The 21747-nt window shown below is 49.7% G+C and carries 20 protein-coding genes, 1 other RNA gene and 1 other annotated feature; of the genes, 10 read left to right on the top strand and 11 right to left on the bottom strand.

Translation table 11 applies throughout. The annotated features are described in order from the left end of the window. Positions 1-75 precede the first annotated feature (75 nt). Positions 76-426, bottom strand: coding sequence for a DUF2500 domain-containing protein (locus B5F17_RS03885; RefSeq protein ID WP_016146703.1), 351 nt, complete (start codon positions 424-426; stop codon positions 76-78). Positions 427-597: 171 nt separating this feature from the next. Beyond that, positions 598-832 (top strand) — a binding site (T-box leader). A 101-nt stretch (positions 833-933) separates the two neighbouring features. Here B5F17_RS03885 and pheS point away from each other — a divergent pair. The 7 genes from pheS to B5F17_RS03850 all read left to right on the top strand — a co-directional run bounded on the left by pheS (position 934) and on the right by B5F17_RS03850 (position 7790). Continuing rightward, positions 934-1953 carry a phenylalanine--tRNA ligase subunit alpha gene (pheS, locus tag B5F17_RS03880; RefSeq protein WP_016146704.1) on the top strand — a complete coding sequence of 340 codons (1020 nt, stop codon included), beginning with the start codon at positions 934-936 and terminating at the stop codon, positions 1951-1953. Positions 1954-1998: 45 nt separating this feature from the next. Next, positions 1999-4407: a phenylalanine--tRNA ligase subunit beta gene (pheT, locus tag B5F17_RS03875; RefSeq protein WP_087371024.1), complete on the top strand. Its 2409-nt coding sequence runs from the start codon at positions 1999-2001 to the stop codon at positions 4405-4407. A 73-nt stretch (positions 4408-4480) separates the two neighbouring features. Next, complete coding sequence (locus B5F17_RS03870) at positions 4481-4726, top strand: IreB family regulatory phosphoprotein (protein ID WP_016146706.1); 246 nt, start codon at positions 4481-4483, stop codon at positions 4724-4726. 252 nt (positions 4727-4978) lie between these two features. Beyond that, positions 4979-5461, top strand: a complete 483-nt coding sequence (locus B5F17_RS03865) for a nucleoside deaminase (RefSeq protein ID WP_087371021.1) — start codon at positions 4979-4981, stop codon at positions 5459-5461. 55 nt (positions 5462-5516) lie between these two features. Further along, positions 5517-6797 (top strand): cytosine permease, encoded by a 1281-nt coding sequence (locus tag B5F17_RS03860; RefSeq protein WP_087371018.1) that lies wholly within the window; start codon positions 5517-5519, stop codon positions 6795-6797. A 15-nt stretch (positions 6798-6812) separates the two neighbouring features. Next, on the top strand, positions 6813-6995 hold the full coding sequence (locus B5F17_RS03855) for a hypothetical protein (protein ID WP_016146709.1): 183 nt from the start codon (positions 6813-6815) through the stop codon (positions 6993-6995). 51 nt (positions 6996-7046) lie between these two features. Beyond that, positions 7047-7790, top strand: a complete 744-nt coding sequence (locus B5F17_RS03850; RefSeq protein ID WP_087371015.1) for a GntR family transcriptional regulator — start codon at positions 7047-7049, stop codon at positions 7788-7790. A gap of 114 nt (positions 7791-7904) precedes the next feature. On the opposite strand, the gene B5F17_RS03845 is transcribed toward B5F17_RS03850, so the two are convergent. The 6 genes from B5F17_RS03845 to B5F17_RS03820 all read right to left on the bottom strand — a co-directional run bounded on the left by B5F17_RS03845 (position 7905) and on the right by B5F17_RS03820 (position 15030). Beyond that, a complete protein-coding gene (locus B5F17_RS03845; RefSeq protein ID WP_016146711.1) occupies positions 7905-9500 on the bottom strand; it encodes a peptide chain release factor 3 in 1596 nt (531 codons plus the stop codon). A 33-nt stretch (positions 9501-9533) separates the two neighbouring features. Then, the gene (gene recR / locus B5F17_RS03840) at positions 9534-10133 is read right to left on the bottom strand and encodes a recombination mediator RecR (RefSeq protein WP_087371012.1); all 600 of its coding nucleotides are present in this window, start codon (positions 10131-10133) and stop codon (positions 9534-9536) included. 3 nt (positions 10134-10136) lie between these two features. Next, entirely contained in the window at positions 10137-10487 is a 351-nt protein-coding gene (locus B5F17_RS03835; protein WP_016146713.1) for a YbaB/EbfC family nucleoid-associated protein, read from the bottom strand. Between the two features lie 18 nt (positions 10488-10505). Continuing rightward, positions 10506-12119, bottom strand: coding sequence for a DNA polymerase III subunit gamma/tau (gene dnaX / locus B5F17_RS03830; protein WP_016146714.1), 1614 nt, complete (start codon positions 12117-12119; stop codon positions 10506-10508). 103 nt (positions 12120-12222) lie between these two features. Beyond that, positions 12223-12491, bottom strand: an RNA gene (gene ffs / locus B5F17_RS03825) — signal recognition particle sRNA large type. A 73-nt stretch (positions 12492-12564) separates the two neighbouring features. Beyond that, the gene (locus B5F17_RS03820; protein ID WP_162608066.1) at positions 12565-15030 is read right to left on the bottom strand and encodes a transglycosylase domain-containing protein; all 2466 of its coding nucleotides are present in this window, start codon (positions 15028-15030) and stop codon (positions 12565-12567) included. A 202-nt stretch (positions 15031-15232) separates the two neighbouring features. Between B5F17_RS03820 and B5F17_RS03815 the strand changes: the two genes are divergently transcribed. Continuing rightward, positions 15233-15553: a BofC C-terminal domain-containing protein gene (locus B5F17_RS03815; RefSeq protein WP_087371007.1), complete on the top strand. Its 321-nt coding sequence runs from the start codon at positions 15233-15235 to the stop codon at positions 15551-15553. A 66-nt stretch (positions 15554-15619) separates the two neighbouring features. Next, a complete protein-coding gene (locus tag B5F17_RS03810; protein ID WP_087371005.1) occupies positions 15620-16459 on the top strand; it encodes a polysaccharide deacetylase family protein in 840 nt (279 codons plus the stop codon). 82 nt (positions 16460-16541) lie between these two features. Here the strand turns inward: B5F17_RS03810 and aroF are convergent, their stop codons facing one another. Both aroF and B5F17_RS03800 read right to left on the bottom strand, forming a co-directional pair. Beyond that, the gene (aroF, locus tag B5F17_RS03805) at positions 16542-17564 is read right to left on the bottom strand and encodes a 3-deoxy-7-phosphoheptulonate synthase (RefSeq protein ID WP_087371002.1); all 1023 of its coding nucleotides are present in this window, start codon (positions 17562-17564) and stop codon (positions 16542-16544) included. Between the two features lie 107 nt (positions 17565-17671). Beyond that, the gene (locus B5F17_RS03800; RefSeq protein WP_087370998.1) at positions 17672-18385 is read right to left on the bottom strand and encodes a peptidoglycan recognition protein family protein; all 714 of its coding nucleotides are present in this window, start codon (positions 18383-18385) and stop codon (positions 17672-17674) included. Between the two features lie 169 nt (positions 18386-18554). On the opposite strand from B5F17_RS03800, the gene B5F17_RS03795 reads away from it, so the two are divergent. Next, entirely contained in the window at positions 18555-19112 is a 558-nt protein-coding gene (locus tag B5F17_RS03795; protein ID WP_087370995.1) for a cysteine hydrolase family protein, read from the top strand. Positions 19113-19209: 97 nt separating this feature from the next. On the opposite strand, the gene pta is transcribed toward B5F17_RS03795, so the two are convergent. After that, positions 19210-20184 carry a phosphate acetyltransferase gene (gene pta, locus B5F17_RS03790; RefSeq protein ID WP_016146721.1) on the bottom strand — a complete coding sequence of 325 codons (975 nt, stop codon included), beginning with the start codon at positions 20182-20184 and terminating at the stop codon, positions 19210-19212. A 261-nt stretch (positions 20185-20445) separates the two neighbouring features. Next, the gene (locus tag B5F17_RS03785) at positions 20446-21711 is read right to left on the bottom strand and encodes an AI-2E family transporter (protein ID WP_242825610.1); all 1266 of its coding nucleotides are present in this window, start codon (positions 21709-21711) and stop codon (positions 20446-20448) included. Positions 21712-21747 lie beyond the last annotated feature (36 nt).

The following is a 21747-nucleotide window of genomic DNA, read 5'->3' as shown; positions in this document are numbered from 1 at the left end:
TTCTTGTCTATTATATCGGCTTTGCCGGAATTTGTCAATCAAAAAATTTTCCAGCCTATGCAGGCTGGAAAACAATCAGCTCTTTCGTGTAAAGTCCAGAAAGCGAGTGCCCTGAAAGGACAGCGTGCCGCGGTCCCCTTCGGCTAACATGCCATAGTCTGAGCCGCGCAGAGAAAACTCCATTCGATCGCCGCTGTCAAATTCAAAAGTTGCGTAATAGCTGGTCGATGTATGCATGTGGTTGTCGTGATGATGGTGATGCGTTTCGGTCCGCTTGGCCACGACTCTTGCAGTCACCGATAAGCGCGGAGACTGATTGTTCGTATGCCATTGCGCGATACCTCGTACTAGCTGTACAATAAAAAGAATTAAAATAATGCCGAAAAAGATCGGAAACAATGAAAATACCAGATTAAATCCAAACAAACCGATGACACGCCTCCTTTTTCTGTATCGATTGTTATGATATAGCTACATTATAATAGATATTATGACACTGTGCAACAAAAAGAACGAAGAATCGTCAAGTGATTTTATCATTCGGGGCTTGAAAAGTCAGAAAAGCTGTGATATAGTGATAAAGTATTCTTTATATTGATAATTGCGATGAGCAGGAAAAGTAACCTGATCGAATCTTTCTCAGAGAGCGGCAGTCACCGGCTGAAAACTGCCGTGTCAGAAGTTTGGGTGAAGTTCCCCTGTGAGCTGAGACGCTGAAGATATGAAGTAGGTGTCTCCGTCTTCTTCCCACGTTACGGGAAAACGAGCGCGCAGACAGATTGTTCTGCGAAGCTAGGTGGTACCACGGAGTTATGCGGCCTTCGTCCTAGATTTACTGGGACGAAGGCTTTTTTGTTCCAATTAAATAGATGCCGCAGAATATTTTCTCACAAGCAGAAACGTATTATAAAATATTGCAAGGAGTGTTCCACTATGAAAGAACAGCTCGAAGCCATCCTCGCAGAAGCGAAGGAAGCGCTGAGCAGCGTGAAAACCGCCCGTGAGCTGGGCGACGTACGCGTAAAGTATCTGGGCAAAAAGGGTGCGCTGACCGCCATCCGTAAGGGTCTGAAGGATGTCGCACCGGAAGATCGTCCGGCAATGGGCCAGCTCATCAACGATGTCGTTGCACAGCTGGAGCAGGCACTGACCGCACGCGGTGAAGAGATCGAGCGTATTGCGCTGGAAGAGAAGCTGGCAAGCGAGACGCTGGACGTTACGATGCCTGGCAAGCCCATCGCACTGGGCAAGAAGCATCCGCTGAACGTCGTTCTGGACGAGTTTAAGGAAATTTTCCTGGGTCTGGGTTTCTCGATCGCAGAAGGCCCTGAGGTAGAGCTCGATCATTACAACTTTGAAGCACTGAATATTCCGAAGGATCATCCGGCACGCGATACGCAGGATACCTTCTATATTTCGGATAATGTCGTACTTCGTACCCAGACTTCTCCGATGCAGGTACGTACCATGGAGAAGAAGAAGCCGCCGATCCGTATTATTGCGCCTGGCCGCGTATACCGTTCGGATGCAGTTGACGCAACCCACTCTCCCCTGTTCCATCAGATCGAGGGCCTGGTTGTCGATAAGGACATCCGCATGAGCGACCTGAAGGGCATTCTGGAGCTGTTTGCAAAGAAGCTGTACGGTGACGATACGGTTGTACGTTTCCGTCCGCACCACTTCCCCTTCACCGAGCCGTCTGCTGAGATGGACATTCAGTGCTATCAGTGCCACGGCGAAGGCTGCCGCCTGTGTAAGGGCGAAGGTTGGATCGAGATTCTGGGCTGCGGTATGGTACATCCTCACGTACTTGAAGTATGCGGAATCGACCCCAATGAGTATTCCGGTTACGCGTTCGGTATTGGTCTGGAGCGTATGGTCATGGGCCGTTTCAAGATTGACGATATCCGTCTGTTCTATGAGAACGATGTCCGTTTCCTGCACCAGTTCTAATTAGATTGTGTACCGATTATTATCCATATTGGGAGGAACAAGAAAATGAAACTGCCGCTTTCATGGCTGAAAGATTATACGAATATTGATGGCATTTCGCTCAAGGAATATGCCGCAGCGCTGACGATGTCCGGTTCTAAGGTTGAGGGCATTGAAAATCTGGGCGCTGAAATTGACAATGTTGTAACCGGTGAGATTCTGTCGGTTGAAAAGCATCCGGACTCCGATCATCTGGTGATTTGCCAGCTGAACGTAGGTCAGGAAGAGCCGGTGCAGATCGTTACCGGTGCACCTAATATCACCCCTGAGACCGTTGGCTGCATCTGCCCGGTTGCGCTGCATAAGTCTACCCTGCCCGGTGGTGTCAAGATCACCAAGGGCAAGCTGCGCGGTGTGGTATCCAATGGTATGATGTGCTCGTTCCAGGAACTTGGCATCGACCACGGCTGCGTACCGTACGCATGCGAGAATGGCATTCTGCTTCTGCCCGAAGGCACTCCGGTAGGCGCAGACATCAAGGACGTACTGGGTCTGAACGAAGATGTCGTTGAGTTCGAAATTACTTCCAACCGTCCGGACTGTCTGTCCATGATTGGTCTGGCACGTGAGACCGCAGCGACCTTTGATCGTCCGTTTGCCGTTCATGAGCCGGTTGTTAAGGGTTGTGGCGACGATATCAAGAACTATATCTCGGTTGAGGTAAAGGAGCCTGAGCTGTGCCCGCGTTATACGGCAAAGGTTGTCAAGAACATCAAGATTGAGCCCTCTCCGGCTTGGCTGCGTGAGCGCCTGAATGCTGCCGGTGTTCGCCCGATCAATAACATTGTCGATATCACCAACTATGTCATGCTCGAGTATGGCCAGCCCATGCACGCATTTGACTATGCTTGCCTGTCTGACGGTAAGATTGTTGTTCGTCGTCCGGTTGAGGGCGAGGCAATCCAGACGCTGGATGGCCAGGATCGTGCTATTACCAATGAGATGCTGGCGATTTGCGACGGTTCCAAGCCGGTAGCAGTTGCCGGTGTTATGGGTGGTGCAAACTCCGAGATCACCGACTCGACCAAGACCGTTGTCTTCGAGTCTGCATGCTTCCATGGTGCAACCGTTCGTATCACGGCGAAGGCACTGGGCATGCGCACCGAGGCTTCCGGCCGCTTTGAGAAGGGTCTGGACCCCAACCTGACCATGCCTGCTCTGCTGCGCGCTTGTGAGCTGGTTGAGGAACTGGGCGCCGGTGAAGTAATCGATGGTGTCATCGACGTATATCCGGGCAAGCAGCCTGCAAAGACCCTGCCCTTTGAGCCGGAAAAGATCAATGCACTGCTGGGTATCGACCTGACTCCCGAGCAGCAGATTGCATATCTGGAGCGTCTTGAGTTCCGCGTTGAAGATGGCGTAATCATCGTTCCGGATTTCCGTGTAGATATTGCGCGTATGTGCGATGTTGCTGAGGAAGTTGCACGCATGTACGGCTATGATAACATTCCGACCACGCTGTATGCTGGTGAGATGGTACAGGGCGAGTATACGCCCAAGCAGCAGCTGGAGCGTGACGCTTCTGCGGTATGCCGCATGGCTGGATTTGATGAGGCAATGAGCCATTCGTTCATCAGCCCCAAGTTCTATGATGCGATCAATCTGCCCGCAGATGATGTACGTCGCATTTCGACCACGATTCTGAACCCGCTGGGTGAAGATTTCTCGGTTATGCGTACCACCGTCCTGCCGTCTATGCTGGATAATCTGGCACACAACCATGCACATCGCAACCCGACCGCTTCTCTGTTCGAGATGGGTACGATTTATACCCCGAGTATCAAGGACGGAAAGGCTGACCCGGAAGTTCTGCCGCACGAGGAAAAGATTTTGACGCTGGGAACCTATGGTCAGATGGATTTCTTCCAGTTCAAGGGCGTCATTGAAGCAATCTGCCGTGAGCTGAACGTTAAGGATGTCTCCTTTGTTCCGGAGAAGACCAACCCGTCTTATCATCCGGGCCGCTGCGCAAAGGTATATGCTGGTGAGGCGTATGTCGGCGTATTTGGTGCAGTACATCCGCTGGTTTCCAAGAAGTATGGCATTGGCGGTGAGGTACTGGCTGCTGAGCTTGCAATCGACGCACTGTTTGCTGCATCGGATAACACCAAGCTGTATCAGCCGCTGCCCAAGTTCCCGGCTTCTACCCGTGATATCGCCGTTCTGTGCGACGATGAGATTCCGGTTGCGTCTCTGGAAAAGGCAATTCGCAATGCTGCAGGCAGCCTGCTCGAGAATGTATCGCTGTTTGACGTTTACAAGGGCGATCAGATTCCGGCTGGCAAGAAGAGTGTCGCTTATTCGATGAGCCTGCGCGCAGCAGACCGTACGCTGACCGACGAAGAGTGCGATGCAGCCATGAAGAAGGCCATTGTAGCCCTTGAGACGGAATTCGGTGCAGTACTTCGCGGATAAAAGACTTTACTTTTTCGACGAAATGTATTATTCTATAAGCAGAGCTTTTCACGATTGAAAGGAGGCAGCCAAAATGCTCGATGGAACCAGAAAATTTAGCCTCGTAGATGATAAGAACGCCGAAATGAAGCGGGTTCTGACTACGGTTTACGATGCCCTGAAGGAAAAGGGTTATAATCCGATCAACCAGATCGTCGGCTATCTTCTTTCCGAGGATCCTACCTACATCACCAATCACAACAACGCACGCAGCTTGATTCGTAAGATCGATCGTGATGAGTTGATGCAGGAGCTTGTTGCACATTATCTGCATAGCTAAGGTAGTAAGACCAATGAAGGCCTTCCCGTTTTGGGAAGGCCTTTTTTGTTTCCTTATACCCATGCGTGAAATGACAGTTTTTGACTAAACGACCAAAATATTTGGAAAAAATTTATCATACTTGGTGAATTTAACAACGAAAAGCAACAAAAATTGTCAACTATTCCTCTATATTTTTTAGATATGCAGTGATATCATGTTGGGTATAAAAGGTAATACCTATTACGTCTTATCAATTTGGGAGGGTACAGTATGACTCACGAGGATCACATCAAGTACTTAAAGCGCTGCATTGAGGTTTCCAAGGAAGCGCGTGCAGCCGGAAATACGCCGTTTGGTGCTTTGATGGTCGGACCGGATGGAGAAATCCTGATGGAGCAGCAGAACATTGAGATTACCACCAAGAAGTGCACCGGACATGCGGAATGCACGCTGGCAGACCGTGCGTCTCAGGAATACAGCAAGGATTTCCTGTGGAAGTGCACGCTGTACTCGACCGCAGAGCCTTGTGCAATGTGTACGGGTGCTATTTACTGGGCAAACATCGGCTGCATCGTATACGGTATGACCGAGCGCCGTCTGTTGGAGCTGACCGGCAGCAATGAACAGAATCCGACGTTTGATCTGCCCTGCCGTGAGGTTCTGGCACGCGGACAGAAGCAGATTCAGGTGTTTGGCCCCTTCCCTGAGGTGGAAGAAGAGGCTGCAGCAGTCCATGAGGGTTTTTGGGATTGATCATTCAATTCTCAGGATAAGGATATTTAAGATTTGAAAGAAGGAGTGAGCGTTTATGAAAACTGCTACCGCATCTGCGCAGCAGAATACAGATTATGAGCTCAGCGCAGTTCCCGCAAATCAGAGAAAGAGTTTCTTCAGCTTAACAATTGTCTGGACCGGTTTTGTATTTGTCATTACCAGTATGATGGCTGGCGGCGGCCTCGCAGCTGGATTGAACTTCAAAGACATTATTCTCGCGACTTTCTTAGGTAACCTGTTTTTGAGTGCGATTGCGATTCTGGTGAGCGTCATTGCTTGTAAGACTGGTCTGACGTTTGCACTGATTACGCGATACAGCTTTGGTGCGAAGGGTACGCGCTTGGCTTCCCTGTTTGTGCCGATCATAAACCTTGGATGGTACACCATTCAGTCTGCAACTTATGGCCATTTCATTGCCCAGATTTTTGATTTTGGCCCGGTTGCCGAAGGCATTACGATGATGCTTTCTGCTCTGGTTATGGGCGTATTCGCTCTCATTGGCATTAACGCAATTACCATTTTGGGCTATATTGCGATTCCTTCGATCATTTTCCTGTCTCTGGCAACCGCGATTAAGTCGGTTGGCGTAGCAGGTGCATTCTCGGTCATTACCGAGTTTATTCCTTCTGATCCAATGAGCATTGCAGGTGGTACCACGGTTGTTATCGGTACTTGGATTCTGTCCACAGCGACCTGTATTGCAGACATCATGCGTTATGCAAAGAACATGAAGCAGGCAGCGCTGAGCGCAATCGTTGGCCTAGTTGGCGGCAATAGTCTGCTGGTCATCTGCGGTGCAATTGCATCTATTGCGGTTGGTAACAGTGATCTGACCGGCGTTCTGTTGACGCTGGGTCTGGTTGTTCCGTCCATCATTCTGATGACTACGAACATCTTTACCACCAACGCATCCAATATTTATTCGACTTCGCTGAATTTGTCCAATGCATTCCACATGGATCGTAAGATCCTGATCAGTGTGATCCTGGTGCTGTCTGCTCTTCTGACGCTGACCAAGCCTTACCAGATCGATTCTCTGTTTACCTTCCTGAACGTGCTGGGTGTTATCGTTCCGCCGTTGGCCGGCATTATCCTCTCGGATTTCTACATCGTGCACAGAGGTCACTATGCACCGCTGGATGAAGCTGCACTGAGAGACTGGACGATTTCCCCGTGGGTCACCTGGGCGCTTTCCTACGGTATTGTCGTTCTGCTTGAGCGCATGAGCTTTGGACTCAGCTCACTCAACGGAATCATTGCCGCTATTGTGCTCTATCCGATCCTTGTTAAGATTTTCAAAGAAAAGCAGGATTAAGGGAGGATGAAAGTCATGAAACAGCAAGCTAATTTGACCAAGTATAAAATTATCGCATTCATCGGCCTGATTATCATGGGCATCGGTTCTTTCATGTCCTGTCTTGCACCGACTGCCGCAATGTGCAACGTTGGAAGCGGTATTCTGATTGTAAGCATCATTATTATGGCATATGCGTTCTATTTTTGGCGTCCCTGACTGGACTTTGCGGTGCAGGCATGATATACTGATACCGGAAAGGATGGTTTCATGGCACCGCAAATGATTCAGCGAGAGGATCTCAAAACCCAGGCAAAGCGTGCATTGATGCAATACATACGTACGTTGGACTTGGAACATGACAATAAACTGCCAAGAGAAGAACAGCTGTGCACGCTGATTGGCGTGAGCAGAGTGACCTTGCGCAGTGCGCTTAATGAATTGGCATCTGAAGGCGTGGTGCTCAGACGGCAAGGCAAAGGAACCTTTGTCAATCGAACCTGTATGAATATGAAGGCTACACTGAATCCGGCAATGCACTTTGGTGATATCATTGCACGCAGCGGATATACGCCGAATGTTCGTATGGTTGGTTGGGAGGTCTTCCCTGCTGATGAAGAAATCGCTGCGGGCTTGCAGATCGAACCATCTACCGCCTGTATCCGCGCAAAAAAGATTTTTTACGCAGATGATCGTCCTTGTGTTTATTGCGAGGACATCCTCCCTGCTTCCCTGTGGGGCGATGCTGCAGTGCCGGAAGGTGAACCGTCTCTGTTCCAACTGATATATGAACGGTCGGGCAGAAAAGTCGCCTGGGATAAAGTGGAGCTGCATGTGTGCATGAGTGATGATTTGCGGGACTTGAGCCCATTTGGTTCTCGTCCAATGTTGTTGCTCAAAAGTCTGACGTATGATAAGGATGATATTCCTTTGTTCTTTGCTTCAGAGTATATTGATACACAGCTGCTGACGTTAAGTCAGATCAGACAACGTGAGTTCGTTTACTCAGGTTGAGCAGTTAAAAACTGAAAGAGGGACTCAAATGAGTCCCTCTTTTTTGTATTGTATTATTTTCTGGTGATTGAAGTAAGAAAAAGCCTCGCAGAGATATCTCTGCGAGGCTGATTTTTATGAGTTCTGCGAAAATTCTGCCAGTCTCAGATTTTCATTATGATCGAGTGCCCAAGTGATATTCCAGGGGCTGGTGAACAACAGAAGCAGATGATCGCGGAAGTCCTGTACCACACGGGTATCGGACGTCAGCATAAGCTTCTTGTAGTCAAAGTCTTCCTCATCGTTTTCAATCCAGCGCAGATGCTCATACGGAAGCATATCGCGAATGATATCAACGCCGTATTCGTTTTTGAGGCGATATTCAAGTACTTCAAACTGCAGCTGACCAACAACGCCTACGATAACCTCTTCCATACCGGTATTCGGCTCGTGGAAGATCTGGATTGCACCTTCCTGTGCAATCTGGGTAACACCCTTGACGAACTGCTTGCGCTTGAGTGTATCCTTCTGGCGAACGGTTGCGAACAGCTCGGGTGCAAAGGTCGGGATGCCCGAGTAAGTGCACTTGAGCTTGGGATCACATACGGTATCGCCAATCGAGAAGATGCCGGGATCAAATACACCGATGATGTCACCGGCATAAGCCTCGTCTACGATCGAGCGATCCTGCGCCATCAACTGCTGCGGCTGCGCAAGCTGAATTTTCTTGCCGCCCTGAATATGGAACACTTCCTTGCCGCGCTCGAATTTACCCGAGCAGATACGCATAAATGCGATGCGGTCACGGTGTGCCTTATTCATGTTTGCCTGAATCTTAAAGACAAAGGCAGAAAAACGCTCGTCAAACGGATCGATGACACCAATATCCGAGTTACGCGGAAGCGGCGAGGTGGTCATGGTCAGGAACTTCTTCAGGAAAGGCTCAACACCGAAGTTGGTCAGCGCCGATCCGAAGAAGACCGGAGACAGCTTACCGTGACGCACAGCATCCAGGTCAAACTCATCGCCAGCACCTTCCAGCAGTTCGATATCATCCGCCAGCGTCTGATACTGTACCTCGGACAGACGTTCTTTGAGCTCATCCGAGCCGAACTGCAAATGCGTTGCCGTAACTTCATGGCGGGCATCCACACCTTCAAAAGCAATAACTTCGTTGTCCATGCGGTCGTAAACGCCGCGGAATTCCTTACCGGAACCGATCGGCCAGTTCACCGCATAGGTACCAATGCCGAGCTCGTTCTCGATCTCCTCCAACAGTTCATACGGATCACGTGCTTCACGATCCATCTTGTTGATGAAGGTAAAGATCGGGATATCGCGCATAACACAGACCTTAAACAGCTTGCGGGTCTGCGCCTCGACACCCTTTGACGCATCGATAACCATGACTGCAGAGTCTGCCGCCATCAGGGTACGATAGGTATCCTCAGAGAAGTCCTGGTGACCAGGAGTGTCCAGAATGTTGATGCAGTACTGGTCATAGTGAAACTGGAGAACAGACGAAGTAACCGAAATACCACGCTGCTTTTCAATTTCCATCCAGTCAGAAACCGCATGGCGGGAATTCTTTTTACCCTTAACCATACCTGCTTCCTGGATCGCACCGCCGTACAGCAGAAATTTCTCTGTAATGGTTGTTTTACCGGCGTCAGGGTGCGAAATGATCGCAAATGTACGCCGATTTTGTATCTCTTGTCTCAAATCGGACAAAGTCGATTCCTCCAACGTGTCAAAATAGGGATTTTAGATCTCTCGTCTGCCTTCCAGAGCACGCATGAGCGTGACTTCATCGATGTACTCCAAATGTCCGCCAACCGGAATACCGTATGCCAGACGCGTGACAGCAACACCGAAAGGCTTGAGTAAGCGTGCCAGATACATGGCAGTCGCCTCACCTTCGGTGTCGGGATTGGTCGCAATGATGACTTCGCGTACATCAGTGTCTGCCACACGCTGTAACAGCTCACGAATGCGGATGTCATCCGGGCCAATGTGATTCATCGGTGAGATGACACCGTGCAGCACGTGATACAAACCGTTGTATTCGCGTGTGCGCTCAAATGCCAGTACATCGCGCGGGTCTGCGACCACACAGATTACACCGGGATCACGGTTGGGATTGGAGCAGATCGGACAAATTTCGGAATCGGTCAGATTTTGGCAAACCTTGCAGGTGAATACCGCGCTTTTTGCCTGCGTGATCGCATCGGCAAAGCGCTGCGCGTCTTCTTTGGACATGTCCAATACATGAAATGCCAGTCGCTGCGCCGTTTTCTGACCGATACCAGGTAAACGAGCAAATTCTTCTATCAGCCGCTCAACTGGCGGCGCAAAGAATTTCATCCCTTAGAGTACACCCGGGATACCGCCGCTCATGCCGCCGGTGATTGCGCGCATGTTGTTCTCGGACTGCTCCTGTGCCTTGCGCAGAGCCTCGTTGATTGCAGCCATAACCAGATCCTGCAGCATCTCGATATCTTCGGGATCAACAACCTCGGGCTTGATTTCGAGGGACTTAAGCGAAGTGGTACCCAGTACGACAGCCTTTACAGCACCGCCGCCAGCGGTTGCCTCGGTCTCGGTCTGTGCCATTTCTTCCTGTGCACGCAGCATCTCCTGCTGCATCTTCTGCGCATGCTTGATCATGGCCTGCATGTTCATGCCGCCGCCGATACCGCCGAATTTACCCTTTGCCATCTTGAATTCCTCCTAGAATTAAAACTCTGTGACTTGAATGTCAAATTCTTTTGCTTTCTCTAAAATTTCATCAGACACTGCCTGCTTGTGCCGCTGCGGCTGCTGATCAGGGCCAAAGACCTTGAGCCGAACCGCATGTCCGGCAACTGCCGAGGCAATTTCTGACAATCTATCGATGGTCGGATGCGCTCCAGCGAGCCCAGCCGTTACATCATCTTCACAAAATACCAATACTTGTCCGTTATCCAGCTCAGCGCGAGACGAGATCTGAAGACAAGTCAGTGCACCCATATTGATAGAACCGGAAGCCTGTTCCAGAACTTGCGGCCAGCCGGGCCAATCTGCACGCTGCGGTTCCGCAGACGCGGACGCATCGTTTGCCGCGGGTTGTCCCTCTTCCTGAAGCCAAGGCGGTGCATCTTCATCCCCTGGCGGCGGAGGGCCGTCGTTATCCGAGGCCGCAGCCGACACGACTTTTTGCACAACAGGGATACCGTTTTTAATTTTTTCTTCGAGTGCTTCCACGCGTCCGGACAGAGAATCATAAGCCTGCGCCCCCATGGTGCACAGACGAATCATACACAGTTCGGCTTCTACGCGACGATTGCTCGCAGACTTAATATGTGCAGCTGCGTCCTGTAGGATGCGGCTGTACGCGATGAGCGTGGCAGGGGCAAGCCCCTCCCCTAACCGCTTGAGCTGTTCTGCTGTGTATGCCGGTGAGATCATCGCGGAGACATCGCCATGCGCTGTCTTAATTAGCAGCATATCGCGGATAAGTCCCAGCATTTGATCGATCACACCGGATAGATCACGACCAGCTTCATAGGCGCGTCCGATTTCGGCAATCGCAGCTGCCAGATCGGCAGTTTTCACGGCCTCCATCAGTGCAAGGGTATCGGTAGAACCTAAAATACCCAGACTTTTGGAAACTGCTTCGTCATCTACTACCTCGCAGCCAGCCGTACGGTCTAACATGGACAGTGCATCACGCATCGCACCATCGGACAGTCGTGCAATCAATTTTGCACCATTTTCGGTCAGTGCGATTTGCTCCTGTGCTGCGATTTCCATGAGTCGCTTGGCGATTGCGTCCGGCGTGATTCGTCGGAAATCAAAGCGCTGACAGCGCGACAGAATGGTCGCGGGAACCTTGTGGATTTCGGTTGTCGCCAGAATGAACATAACATGCTCCGGCGGCTCCTCCAAGGTTTTCAGCAACGCGTTGAATGCACCTGCTGAGAGCATGTGCACCTCGTCGATGATAAAGACCTTTTTACGCACCGAGGAAGGCGCATAGCGGACTTCATCACGAATCTCGCGCACATTGTCTACGCCGTTGTTGGACGCAGCATCGATTTCGACAACATCAAGAACCGAACCATCCAAAATACCACGACAGGACGGACACTCGTTGCAGGGATCACCATTTACCGGATGCTCACAGTTGACTGCGCGTGCTAAAATTTTGGCGCAGGTCGTTTTACCGGTACCACGTGTTCCGGTAAAGAGATAGGCATGGGAAAGCCTGCCGGTGCTGAGCTGTGCACGCAGCGTATCCGTAATATGTTGTTGCCCAATTACGTCTGCAAAGCAGAGCGGGCGCCATTTACGGTAAAGAGCCTGATACATGAATTACCGATAAGCCTCCCTGAGATTAAGATGAAAAAATGGGCAGATTCATCACCTGCCCACCAATCCAACGTTGTTTTCTGTTATGCAGTGCCTTGTAAGACCGCACACCAGAAGATCGAAACGAACATCCGGACAGCCTTTTTACCAAGCCCGTTCAAAATCGGCAAACCTGTGGCACACGCAGGGTTCTGTTTAATGCTGCTCGGTTCCCCGCCTGACATGGTTCACAGTCCCACGTTGCACAGTACCAATCTCTCATCACCGGCCTGTTAACTGCAAGCATCCAGATGCCGCACCTCCCAACCGGAATTCAGCCCTGCTATAGCGGATTGCAGGAAGAGGGCACCGCTACCGCCCCGCCTAGTGCAGCCTTACAAGACACTGCATAACATACTTACACATTATACTATATGATTTTCAAAATTTCAAGTCCTAGATTGACTTAATTTTCAGGATCGGACTCAGAATCCGACGTGTCCGAAGTGCTGTCGCCAGATGTGTCAGTGTTTCCACTATCTGTACCAGTTTCACCTTCTGTACCTTCGGTTCCCTCAGAGGATTCCTCCTCTTCGTCGTCGTTTCCAAAGTCGAAGATCGAATGACGATCGTGGCAGACGCCAAGGTATCCGCCAGAAACCGTGACATCGCCGGAGCCAACAGGATCATTGTCTCCTGTGAAGCAAGCATCAGCGTCTTCCAGTGCGGGAGAGAAATCCATCGGGAACAAGCGCGTCAGATCCAACTTGGATACCGTGCTTGTCCAGCGGCAATTATCCCCTGCAACCAGACCGGTCTGATTGCAAATCGTCACATACTTATGCAGATTGCATTCTTCACTCGGTTCGTCGCCCTTCCAGAAGCGGCCAACTGCAACACGATCGCCGCGAGAATCTGCCTCACAGGCATCGGTCGGTGCCAAGCCGCTGTCAATACAATAAGTTGCCTTGACAAAGTTAGAATCATCGCCCATATCGAACTCAGCATCGGGCAGATCGGCGTGAATCCGGCGCATAACAGCGGTCCACAACGACAGCGCCGTATTGCCAGAAATACCATCCAGGTTGTAGCTCTGATCATAGCCAAACCAGGTAGCGCCTACATAGTATGGGGTAAGACCGCAGAACCATACATCGCGCTTGGAAGTCGTCGTACCCGTTTTACCAGCCGTTTCGATACCGCTGATGGTAGCCTTGGTACCGGTACCGGAATTGGTGACCTCTTTCAAGCAGTCGAGCATGTAGTATGCAGTCTTTTCGTTCTGGAACGCGTTGATTTCTTCCGGTTCGGTGTAGTCAATCAGCACATTGCCTTCGCTGTCGAGTACCTTGGAGTAGGTACGGGAACCGGAATATTTGCCGTTGTTTGCAAAGATGGTATATCCTGCCGCCATTTCACGGACGGTCACACCACCGTTCATACCACCCAGAGCGAGCGGTGCGTAATCGATATCTGCACTGGGGTTGAGATGTTCAAATCCCAGCGTGTTATGCAGGAATTCATACGAGGCTTGCGGCGTGAGCATGTCCAGAACACGTACAGCGACACAGTTGATCGATTTTGCAACAGCATTTTTTACGACCATCTGGCCCTGATAGCGACGATTGTCGTTACGCGGCCAAGCCTTGCCGTCATAGACCTTAAACGGCATATCGGTCACGACCGAATAGGGCGTGATCTTGCCGGCATCCATTGCAGGACCGTAAACAGCGAGCGGCTTGATCGAAGAACCGGGCTGGCGCGTGGTCATAGTCGCACGGTTCGTCAGCAGGCTACCTTCCTTCTCGCCGCGTCCACCGACAAGTCCCAGGATATTTCCCTGCTTATCGCAGATGACCATAGCGGCTTGCGGAACGACACCGTTCTTTTGTGCGCTGGGGAAATTGGCTTCGTTGGTGAAGACTTCATCCATCGCATTCTGAACATTTTGATCGATGGTCGCATAGATCTGAAGGCCGCCGGACATAACGCGAGAACGTGCAAGATCATACGAAATATTCTCAGTTTCCTGCAGGTCCTCGGTCAGTTCAGAGATGATCGCCTCGGTAAACCACGAGTAGGGTTCGTTCGTGTCTTGTTCGTATGCATCAGAATGATAAACCAGTTCGGTGTTGATTGCCTCGTCATACTCAGCCTGCGTAATAAATTCCAGCTCGAGCATTTTCTGCAATACCAATGTCTGACGTTCCTTTACGTTTTCCGGATTGCGGAAAGGGTTGTAACGTGTGGGCGCATTGGGGATTGCGGCAAGCACAGCGCATTCGGCCAGATTCAGTTCGTCAAGTTCCTTGCCGAAGTAAGTCATTGCGGCGACTTTCGCACCAGCTGCGCGGTTACCGTAAGGAATTGTATTCAAATACATTTCCAAGATCTGATCTTTTGCCGTATCACCGAGATTCTTTTCCAGAGTCAGCGCCTGGAAGATCTCATTGATCTTACGTTTGACAGATTTGTCATTGTTTCCGGTCAGGTTTTTGATCAGCTGCTGGGTGATGGTAGAACCACCGCCGCGGTCATCGCCGGTGATAAAGCCTTGGATTGCACCGAGGGTGCGGAACCAGTCTACACCATGATGTGAATAAAAGCGCTGGTCTTCGATGGCGACAACTGCTTTTTGCAGGTCTTCAGGGATTTCGTCCAACGATACCCATTGCCGGTTGACGTCTCCTTCCAGAGTCTCATATATTTCGTACTCGTCCGTGTCTGGATTTTTGGCATAAATGACGGTAGTCTTTGCCAGATCCTTGCTATAAGAGGATACGTCGATATCGGAATTGGGAATTACGTACACGCCGATATAAAAGGCGAGCGCAACACCGCACAGACAGGCTGTGACGACGGCAATGAGCGGAATGGCCAGAATGACCATCATGAGCTTATGGGCAAAAGAGCTCTTTTTTCGTTTTGCCATATTTTTCGATACCTCCTTTTGCATGGCTGCAAAGGTTGCCGATGACGCGCAAGTACACGGCCATACTCAAGCGACAGATAGGCGAATACAGTATACCATATTCTGATGAAAATTGCCAATATTTTTATTGAATACGCATAATTTAGCGTTAACTTGTTCACACTAGAGGATATCAGTCACAAAATAGAAGGAGGAATTGATCATGCAGCCGCACAATCGTTCACTCGGATTTAACATTTTGGTTTTAAGTTTGACGTTTCTTGCTGTAACCTTTTTGCTTTTGGCATTATTATGGCCAAAAGCACCCGCTTCTAGCAATGTTTCTGCCGATCTTACACAATATATTGCCAAAAGTGTGGGATATCAGGTGGTAATTTATCAAACTGGTCGCAGTGATCCGGTTTTGATGACCGGTGTAGACATCCGAACTTTGCCCCAGGCCGATCAGGAAGCACTGGAAGAAGGGATTCCGCTTCAAGATGCAACTGCGCTGGCACACTTATTAGAAGATTACGACGCGTGATACCAGTTATAACCGCCTCCCTGTCCGCATATTTTTAGGACAAAACCATGGAAGGCGGTGTTTTATTTGTTGTGTTCTCTGTCAAAGCGAAGACGGAAGAAAATTTGGTCGGTTTTGGGCGCAGTTGCTCTGGTATTGATGCTTGCAGGTGCGGGTACAGCGTATGATAAATGGTTTGGACCGGTGACCACAGTCAATGCTGAAGTGACCAATTGGGGTCTCTCCTTCCCTACCCCTGGACAGCCTCCGATCGGCAATGCTTCATCTGAGGAGCTGGAAGCTTTGTCAGCGCGTTACCTTGGGGATGTCAGCGAACCCGTAATTTACCTGACATTTGATGCAGGGTTTGAAAATGGAAATACACCAGCGATTTTGGATGCGCTCAAAAAGCATCATGCCCCGGCTGCCTTTTTTCTGGTAGGCAATTATCTTGAGACTGCGCCGGATTTGGTGCGGCGTATGGTGGAAGAGGGACATGTCGTCGGAAATCATACAACCTCTCATCCGGATATGTCAAAGATTGCCGATCTTGAGACCTTTCAGCAAGAGCTAAAAGGCGTTGAAGATCTCTATCGTGAAGTCACGGGAGAGGAAATGCTCAAACTGTACCGACCGCCGCAGGGAAAATTCAGCTTGGAGAACCTAAAGCAGGCACAGCAGCTGGGATATACGACGGTCTTCTGGTCGCTGGCCTATGTCGATTGGTATACGGACAATCAGCCGACAAAGGAGCAGGCTTTTGATAAGCTGCTTCCACGTATCCATAACGGTGCAATTGTGTTGCTGCACTCGACTTCGTCTACCAACGCACAGATTTTAGATGAACTATTGACCAAGTGGGAACAAGCGGGATATCGTTTTGGCAATTTGAAGGAATTGATGATCGAAACGGTTCCTTCTTCTTAATAGACAATTGAGAAATAATTTGGTTCCCCGAGCATAAAAAACGACCGGTGATTTTCACCGGTCGTTTTTGTAAACATATTATTTATTCGCAGGTTTGCAGCTGCTTTTCCTCGAATGCCACACGACGCTTGACATCGGCCATAACAGTTTCGAACATCGGGATGTTCAGAGACTGCGCTCCATCGCACAGTGCGCGCTTGGGATCGTTATGTACTTCGATCATCAGACCGTCAGCACCCGAAGCGATCGCTGCGCGGGACAGCGGCTGTACCATGTCGCGCTTGCCTGCTGCATGGCTGGGATCGATGATGATGGGCAGATGGCTCAGCGTCTTGACCAGCGGAACCGCAGAGATATCCAGATTATTGCGGATCATGGTCTCGAAGGTACGGATGCCGCGCTCGCAGAGGATGACATTGTGGTTTCCGCCAGCAAAGATATATTCTGCCGCCATCAGGAACTCTTCCATGGTAGCAGACAGACCGCGCTTGAGCAGGATCGGCTTCTGAGAGCGTCCGAGCTCCTTGAGCAGCATAAAGTTCTGCATGTTGCGTGCACCCAGCTGGATGATATCAACATCGGCGAACAGATCCAGATGCTTTTCGCTCATGATCTCGGTGACGATGGGCAGACCGGTCTGGCGCTTTGCTTCAAGCAGCAGCTTGAGACCTTCTGCTTCCATACCCTGGAACGAGTACGGAGAAGTACGAGGCTTGAATGCACCGCCGCGCAGGAAGGAAGCACCGGACTTCTTGACAGCCTCAGCAACTTCGAGGATCTGTGCTTCGCTTTCGACCGAGCAAGGACCGGCAAATACGTTAAAGTATCCTTCGCCGATCTTACGGCCTGCGACTTCCAAAATGGTATCCTGCGGATGCATTTTACGGTTGACGCCCTTAAACGGTTCGGTGACGCGCTGGACTCGTTCAACCAGATCATATACCATAATGTCATTTTCGTCGATACGAGAGGTATCGCCAAGCAGACCGATAATGGTGGTGGACGAACCTTCCGAATAGTTCGTGTTCAGCCCCATATCGTGGAAGTGCTCAATTAGACGTGCGACCCGTTCTTTGTCCGGGTTGGGCTTTAAGATGACAATCATGGCAGGTAAATCCTTTCATTGAAATAAGATAAGATACACGGTTTTGAAAAGGTGTACTGAAAGGTATTATAGCATATTAGCAGATAAAAGCAACTATTTTGAAAGATTTAATTTTTTTCGCCATTTTGCTGAAAATAGAGATAATTTTCCTCGACCATTTTGCAAAATTCATCCCAACGATGTTCGTTGATCAGGTGCGCGGGGCAAATTTTTCCGGAAAAATCCTGATGCTTTTTCAGCGCGTCCATATTCAGATCATATTTCCATAGCAGATATCCGGCAAGCAGCGCACCGTTTTGCAAGGTTTTTTCATAGTCGTTATCTTCTGCAACGCAGAGCTCAACGCCGATACCCGAGGTGTTTCCCCCATTTGGCTCCATCCCATCGCCTGCGTGATAAGCGGGCTCGTTGTCCGGAATGTGATGATATGCTTCGTGGTCATCTACGGTATAGTGCCAGGATAATTTTTCGACCTTTGCATTTTCCTGAATAAACGCATCATGCCTTGCGGCATTGGCTCCGGCAGCAAAGTTGTCGGTTTCGTGGATGACAACGTATTCGATCTCACGTGTTCCGCCAGGACGACCGATTGCGTCTTCGGAGACAAAATGTTCGTGAACCGGCAAGCTGCCAACGTATGTAATGGGATATCCGTTTTCATCGGTATCCGATTGGAAGAAAACCTGGTGAATTGCAAAGCCGATTGCGCATACAATCAGCAGAAAAATAGCTAGTACCAGCAGTGGACGATAATTTCTTCTGCGTCTCCTGCGTCGTTTGGGTGCTGCGGCATGTGAAGCATGAAATGCAATAATTTTCAATTACGACCCTCCCTTATTGTATATCATACTACGTGGGATTCCAGGGATGCAAACTTTCAACTTTGAACTTTTTGTAAATTCCAGAGGAGCGTGCATTGCTGAAAGTTTGAAAAGAATTGTGTCAGTTCTGTAACTGTGATAAAATTTACACAGAAAGGAGGCAGTTGCGATGGAAAAAAAGCGATTGCTTGCGATTATTGACTATCAAAACGATTTTGTTTGCGGAACTTTAGGCTTTTCGGGTGCGGAGAAATTAGATGCGGGGATCGCTCAGCGTGCACAGGAATATCTGGCTATGGGCGATCCGGTTCTGGTGACCTATGATACACATGGGGAGAACTATTTACAGACCCGAGAAGGACGAACCCTGCCTATTCCCCACTGCCAGCCGGATACCGAGGGCTGGAGATTGTACGGAAAGACACAAGAGCTCATCAGCGGCACGTGCTGCACTGGCCTTTTGTATCCGGTTCGCAAAACAACCTTCGGCATTGCACCGGAAACATTGGTTGCACTCAAAAAAGAGATCGGTGATCTGGATGAAATTTTGCTGGTCGGATTGGTAAGCAATATGTGCGTCATGGCAAATGTATGTACGCTGCAGGCTGCATGGCCGGAGGCACAAATCATTGTAGACGCGTCGTTGTGCGCAAGTTTTGACCCAGCTTTACACGAAAAGACTTTGGATGTGATGCAGGGCATGCAGGTTCAGGTCATCAACCGATAAAGAAAGAGAAACGCCTCCTGGAGCGGAAAACCCGCCGAGCAGGAGGCGTTTTTTTATGTATTGATTGCGATAGGATGGATTCCTACACCCCTGAAACTTACTTCAGGCCGGCAGTGATAATAGCCATCTTGTAGACTTCTTCTGCGTTGCAGCCACGAGACAGATCGTTGATCGGAGCGTTCAGACCCTGGAGAATGGGACCGAATGCCTCAAAGCCGCCCAGACGCTGAGCGATCTTGTAGCCGATGTTACCAGCGTTGATGTCCGGGAAGATGAAGGTGTTTGCCTGGCCAGCAACCGGAGAACCCTTGCACTTGGTCTGAGCAACAACCGGAGAGAATGCAGCGTCGAACTGCAGCTCGCCGTCGACAGCCAGATCCGGAGCAGCTTCCTTGACCTTAGCGGTTGCATTGCGCATCATGTCAACGGTGTCGCCCTTGCCGGAGCCCAGAGTCGAGTAAGACAGCATAGCAACCTTGGGATCGATGCCGAATGCCTTTGCAGTGCGAGCGGTCTCGATTGCGATTTCAACCAGATCATCCTCACCCGGATTGATGTTGATTGCGCAGTCGCCCATTGCGTACTTCTCATCGCCGCCATCCTTAGCAGGACGGTGCAGAATGAAGCAGGAAGAAACGATCTTGTTGCCCGGCTTGGTCTTGATGATCTGCAGAGCCGGACGAACGGTATCAGCGGTCGAGTAGGTTGCGCCGCCCAGCAGAGCGTCAGCCTTGCCCATCTTAACCAGCATGGTGCCGAAGTAGTTGCCCTTGGACAGAGCCTTGCGGCAGTCCTCTTCGCTCATCTTGCCCTTACGCAGCTCTACCATCTTTGCGACCATAGCGTCCATTTCCGGATAGGTTGCAGGATCAATGATCTCGATGCCCTCGATGTCGAAGCCGCACTTCTCAGCAGCAGCCTTGACTTCGTCGACATTACCGATCAGGATAGAAGTCAGGATGCCGTCCTTCTTCAGGCGGGAAGCAGCTTCCAGGATACGGGGATCCGGACCTTCGGTGAAAACGATAGTACGCGGATCAGCTTTCAGGGTTGCAATCAGATTTTCTAACATAGTTCCAATAACCTCCTTAGAACTCTCTTCTCATATTATACACCAACTTGTGCATAAATCTCAATAACTGTGTGCAAAAGTTTGCAAAAAAATCATCTAAATTTTCCGCCTTGATCGGCATTACGTTTTGCAATCTGCATTACGAACAATCGCGAACGCGCGGAAAAGTTGGAAATGACAGCCATCATGAAACATTTTTATAAGATAAGCCCTCTGAAAGTTCCAGCGTGAGGGTGACTTAACAGAGGGCTTTTTGCACAATTACTTTTTAGTATCGTCGTGCTCAGAGGGCTTGCGGCGCTTAAAACGCTCCAGTTTTACCGCGGTAGGCGCTATGGTATCCTTGGTAATTGGGATCATTTCGCCGCTTTCCGCATCAATATGATCGAGGGTAATATAGTCAGCCGTTTGGACAGACAGCTTCTTTTTTCCGAGAGAACGGTTGACCAGTCCGGAAACTGCACTGTAAATAACAGCAAACAGCGGGACACCAACGACCATACCGGCAAAACCAAACATACCGCCAAACAGCAGAATGGCAAACATAACCCAGAAACTAGCCAGACCGGTAGAGTCACCCAAGATCTTGGGACCGAGGATATTTCCGTCGAACTGCTGCAGGATGAGGATGAAGATAACAAAATATACACCCTGAAGCGGGCTAACCAAAATGATCAGCAGCGTGCTGGGAATGGCGCCAATGAAGGGACCAAAGAACGGAATGATATTGGTCACACCGATAATGACACTAATCAGCAGAACATACGGCATTTGCAGAATAGACATTGCAAAGAATGTAATCAAACCGATGATCAGAGAATCCAGCAATTTACCCGTGATAAATCCGCCAAAGACCTTGTGGACGAAACGGATATTTTCCAGAATCACGTTTGCGGTATCGGTATGGAACATGCTGTAAATGAGTTTCTTACCCTGCGCAGAGAAGGTATCCTTGCTGTTGAGCATGTAAACGGCACTGATAAAACCAACCAATACCGTTTTGAGGAAAGAAATGGTGTTGGATACAAAGCTTCCCACAAAATTTCCTCGCATGACCTCTAACAGCTGAGGTACCAACTGGGTGTTTGCCCACTCCATGAGAGAGGAGGAAACAGAAGCATATAATTGCTGTACATTTCCTTCAAGAATGGGATTGTTGGAAAACAGGTGTACGGTCAGCCATTCTTCGGTGCGGTTGAGGTATTCGGGCAGTTTTTCTAACAGACCCATAACGCTCTCTGCCAGCTGCGGAAGTACCATGGAGAGCAATGCCACAACAATGAGCAGGAAGAAGGTGACGCTGATCAAGCTGCAGAACAGTTTATTGAAACTTTTTGCCTTTTTGGGATTGCGAATAACACGTGAAAACCAAGGATTGGTCTTACGCACGAGCGTGTTAAAAATAGGAAGCAGCAGATAGGCGACAACGAATCCGAACGTAAACGGTCGTAAAATAGAAGACAGCTGTCCGAGGATTTCTTTGATTGTATCAAGCTTATAAAATGTAAAGAAGCATAAAATGCTCATTACAATAACAAGCCATGCAGAGACAGCAACACGGAA

Origin of the sequence: Butyricicoccus pullicaecorum, from assembly GCF_002160355.1 — a bacterium.
Classification (GTDB): Bacteria; Bacillota; Clostridia; order Oscillospirales; family Butyricicoccaceae; genus Butyricicoccus; species Butyricicoccus pullicaecorum.
Note: the sequence above shows the minus strand (reverse complement) of the source record. Positions and strands in the feature narration are given on the sequence as shown.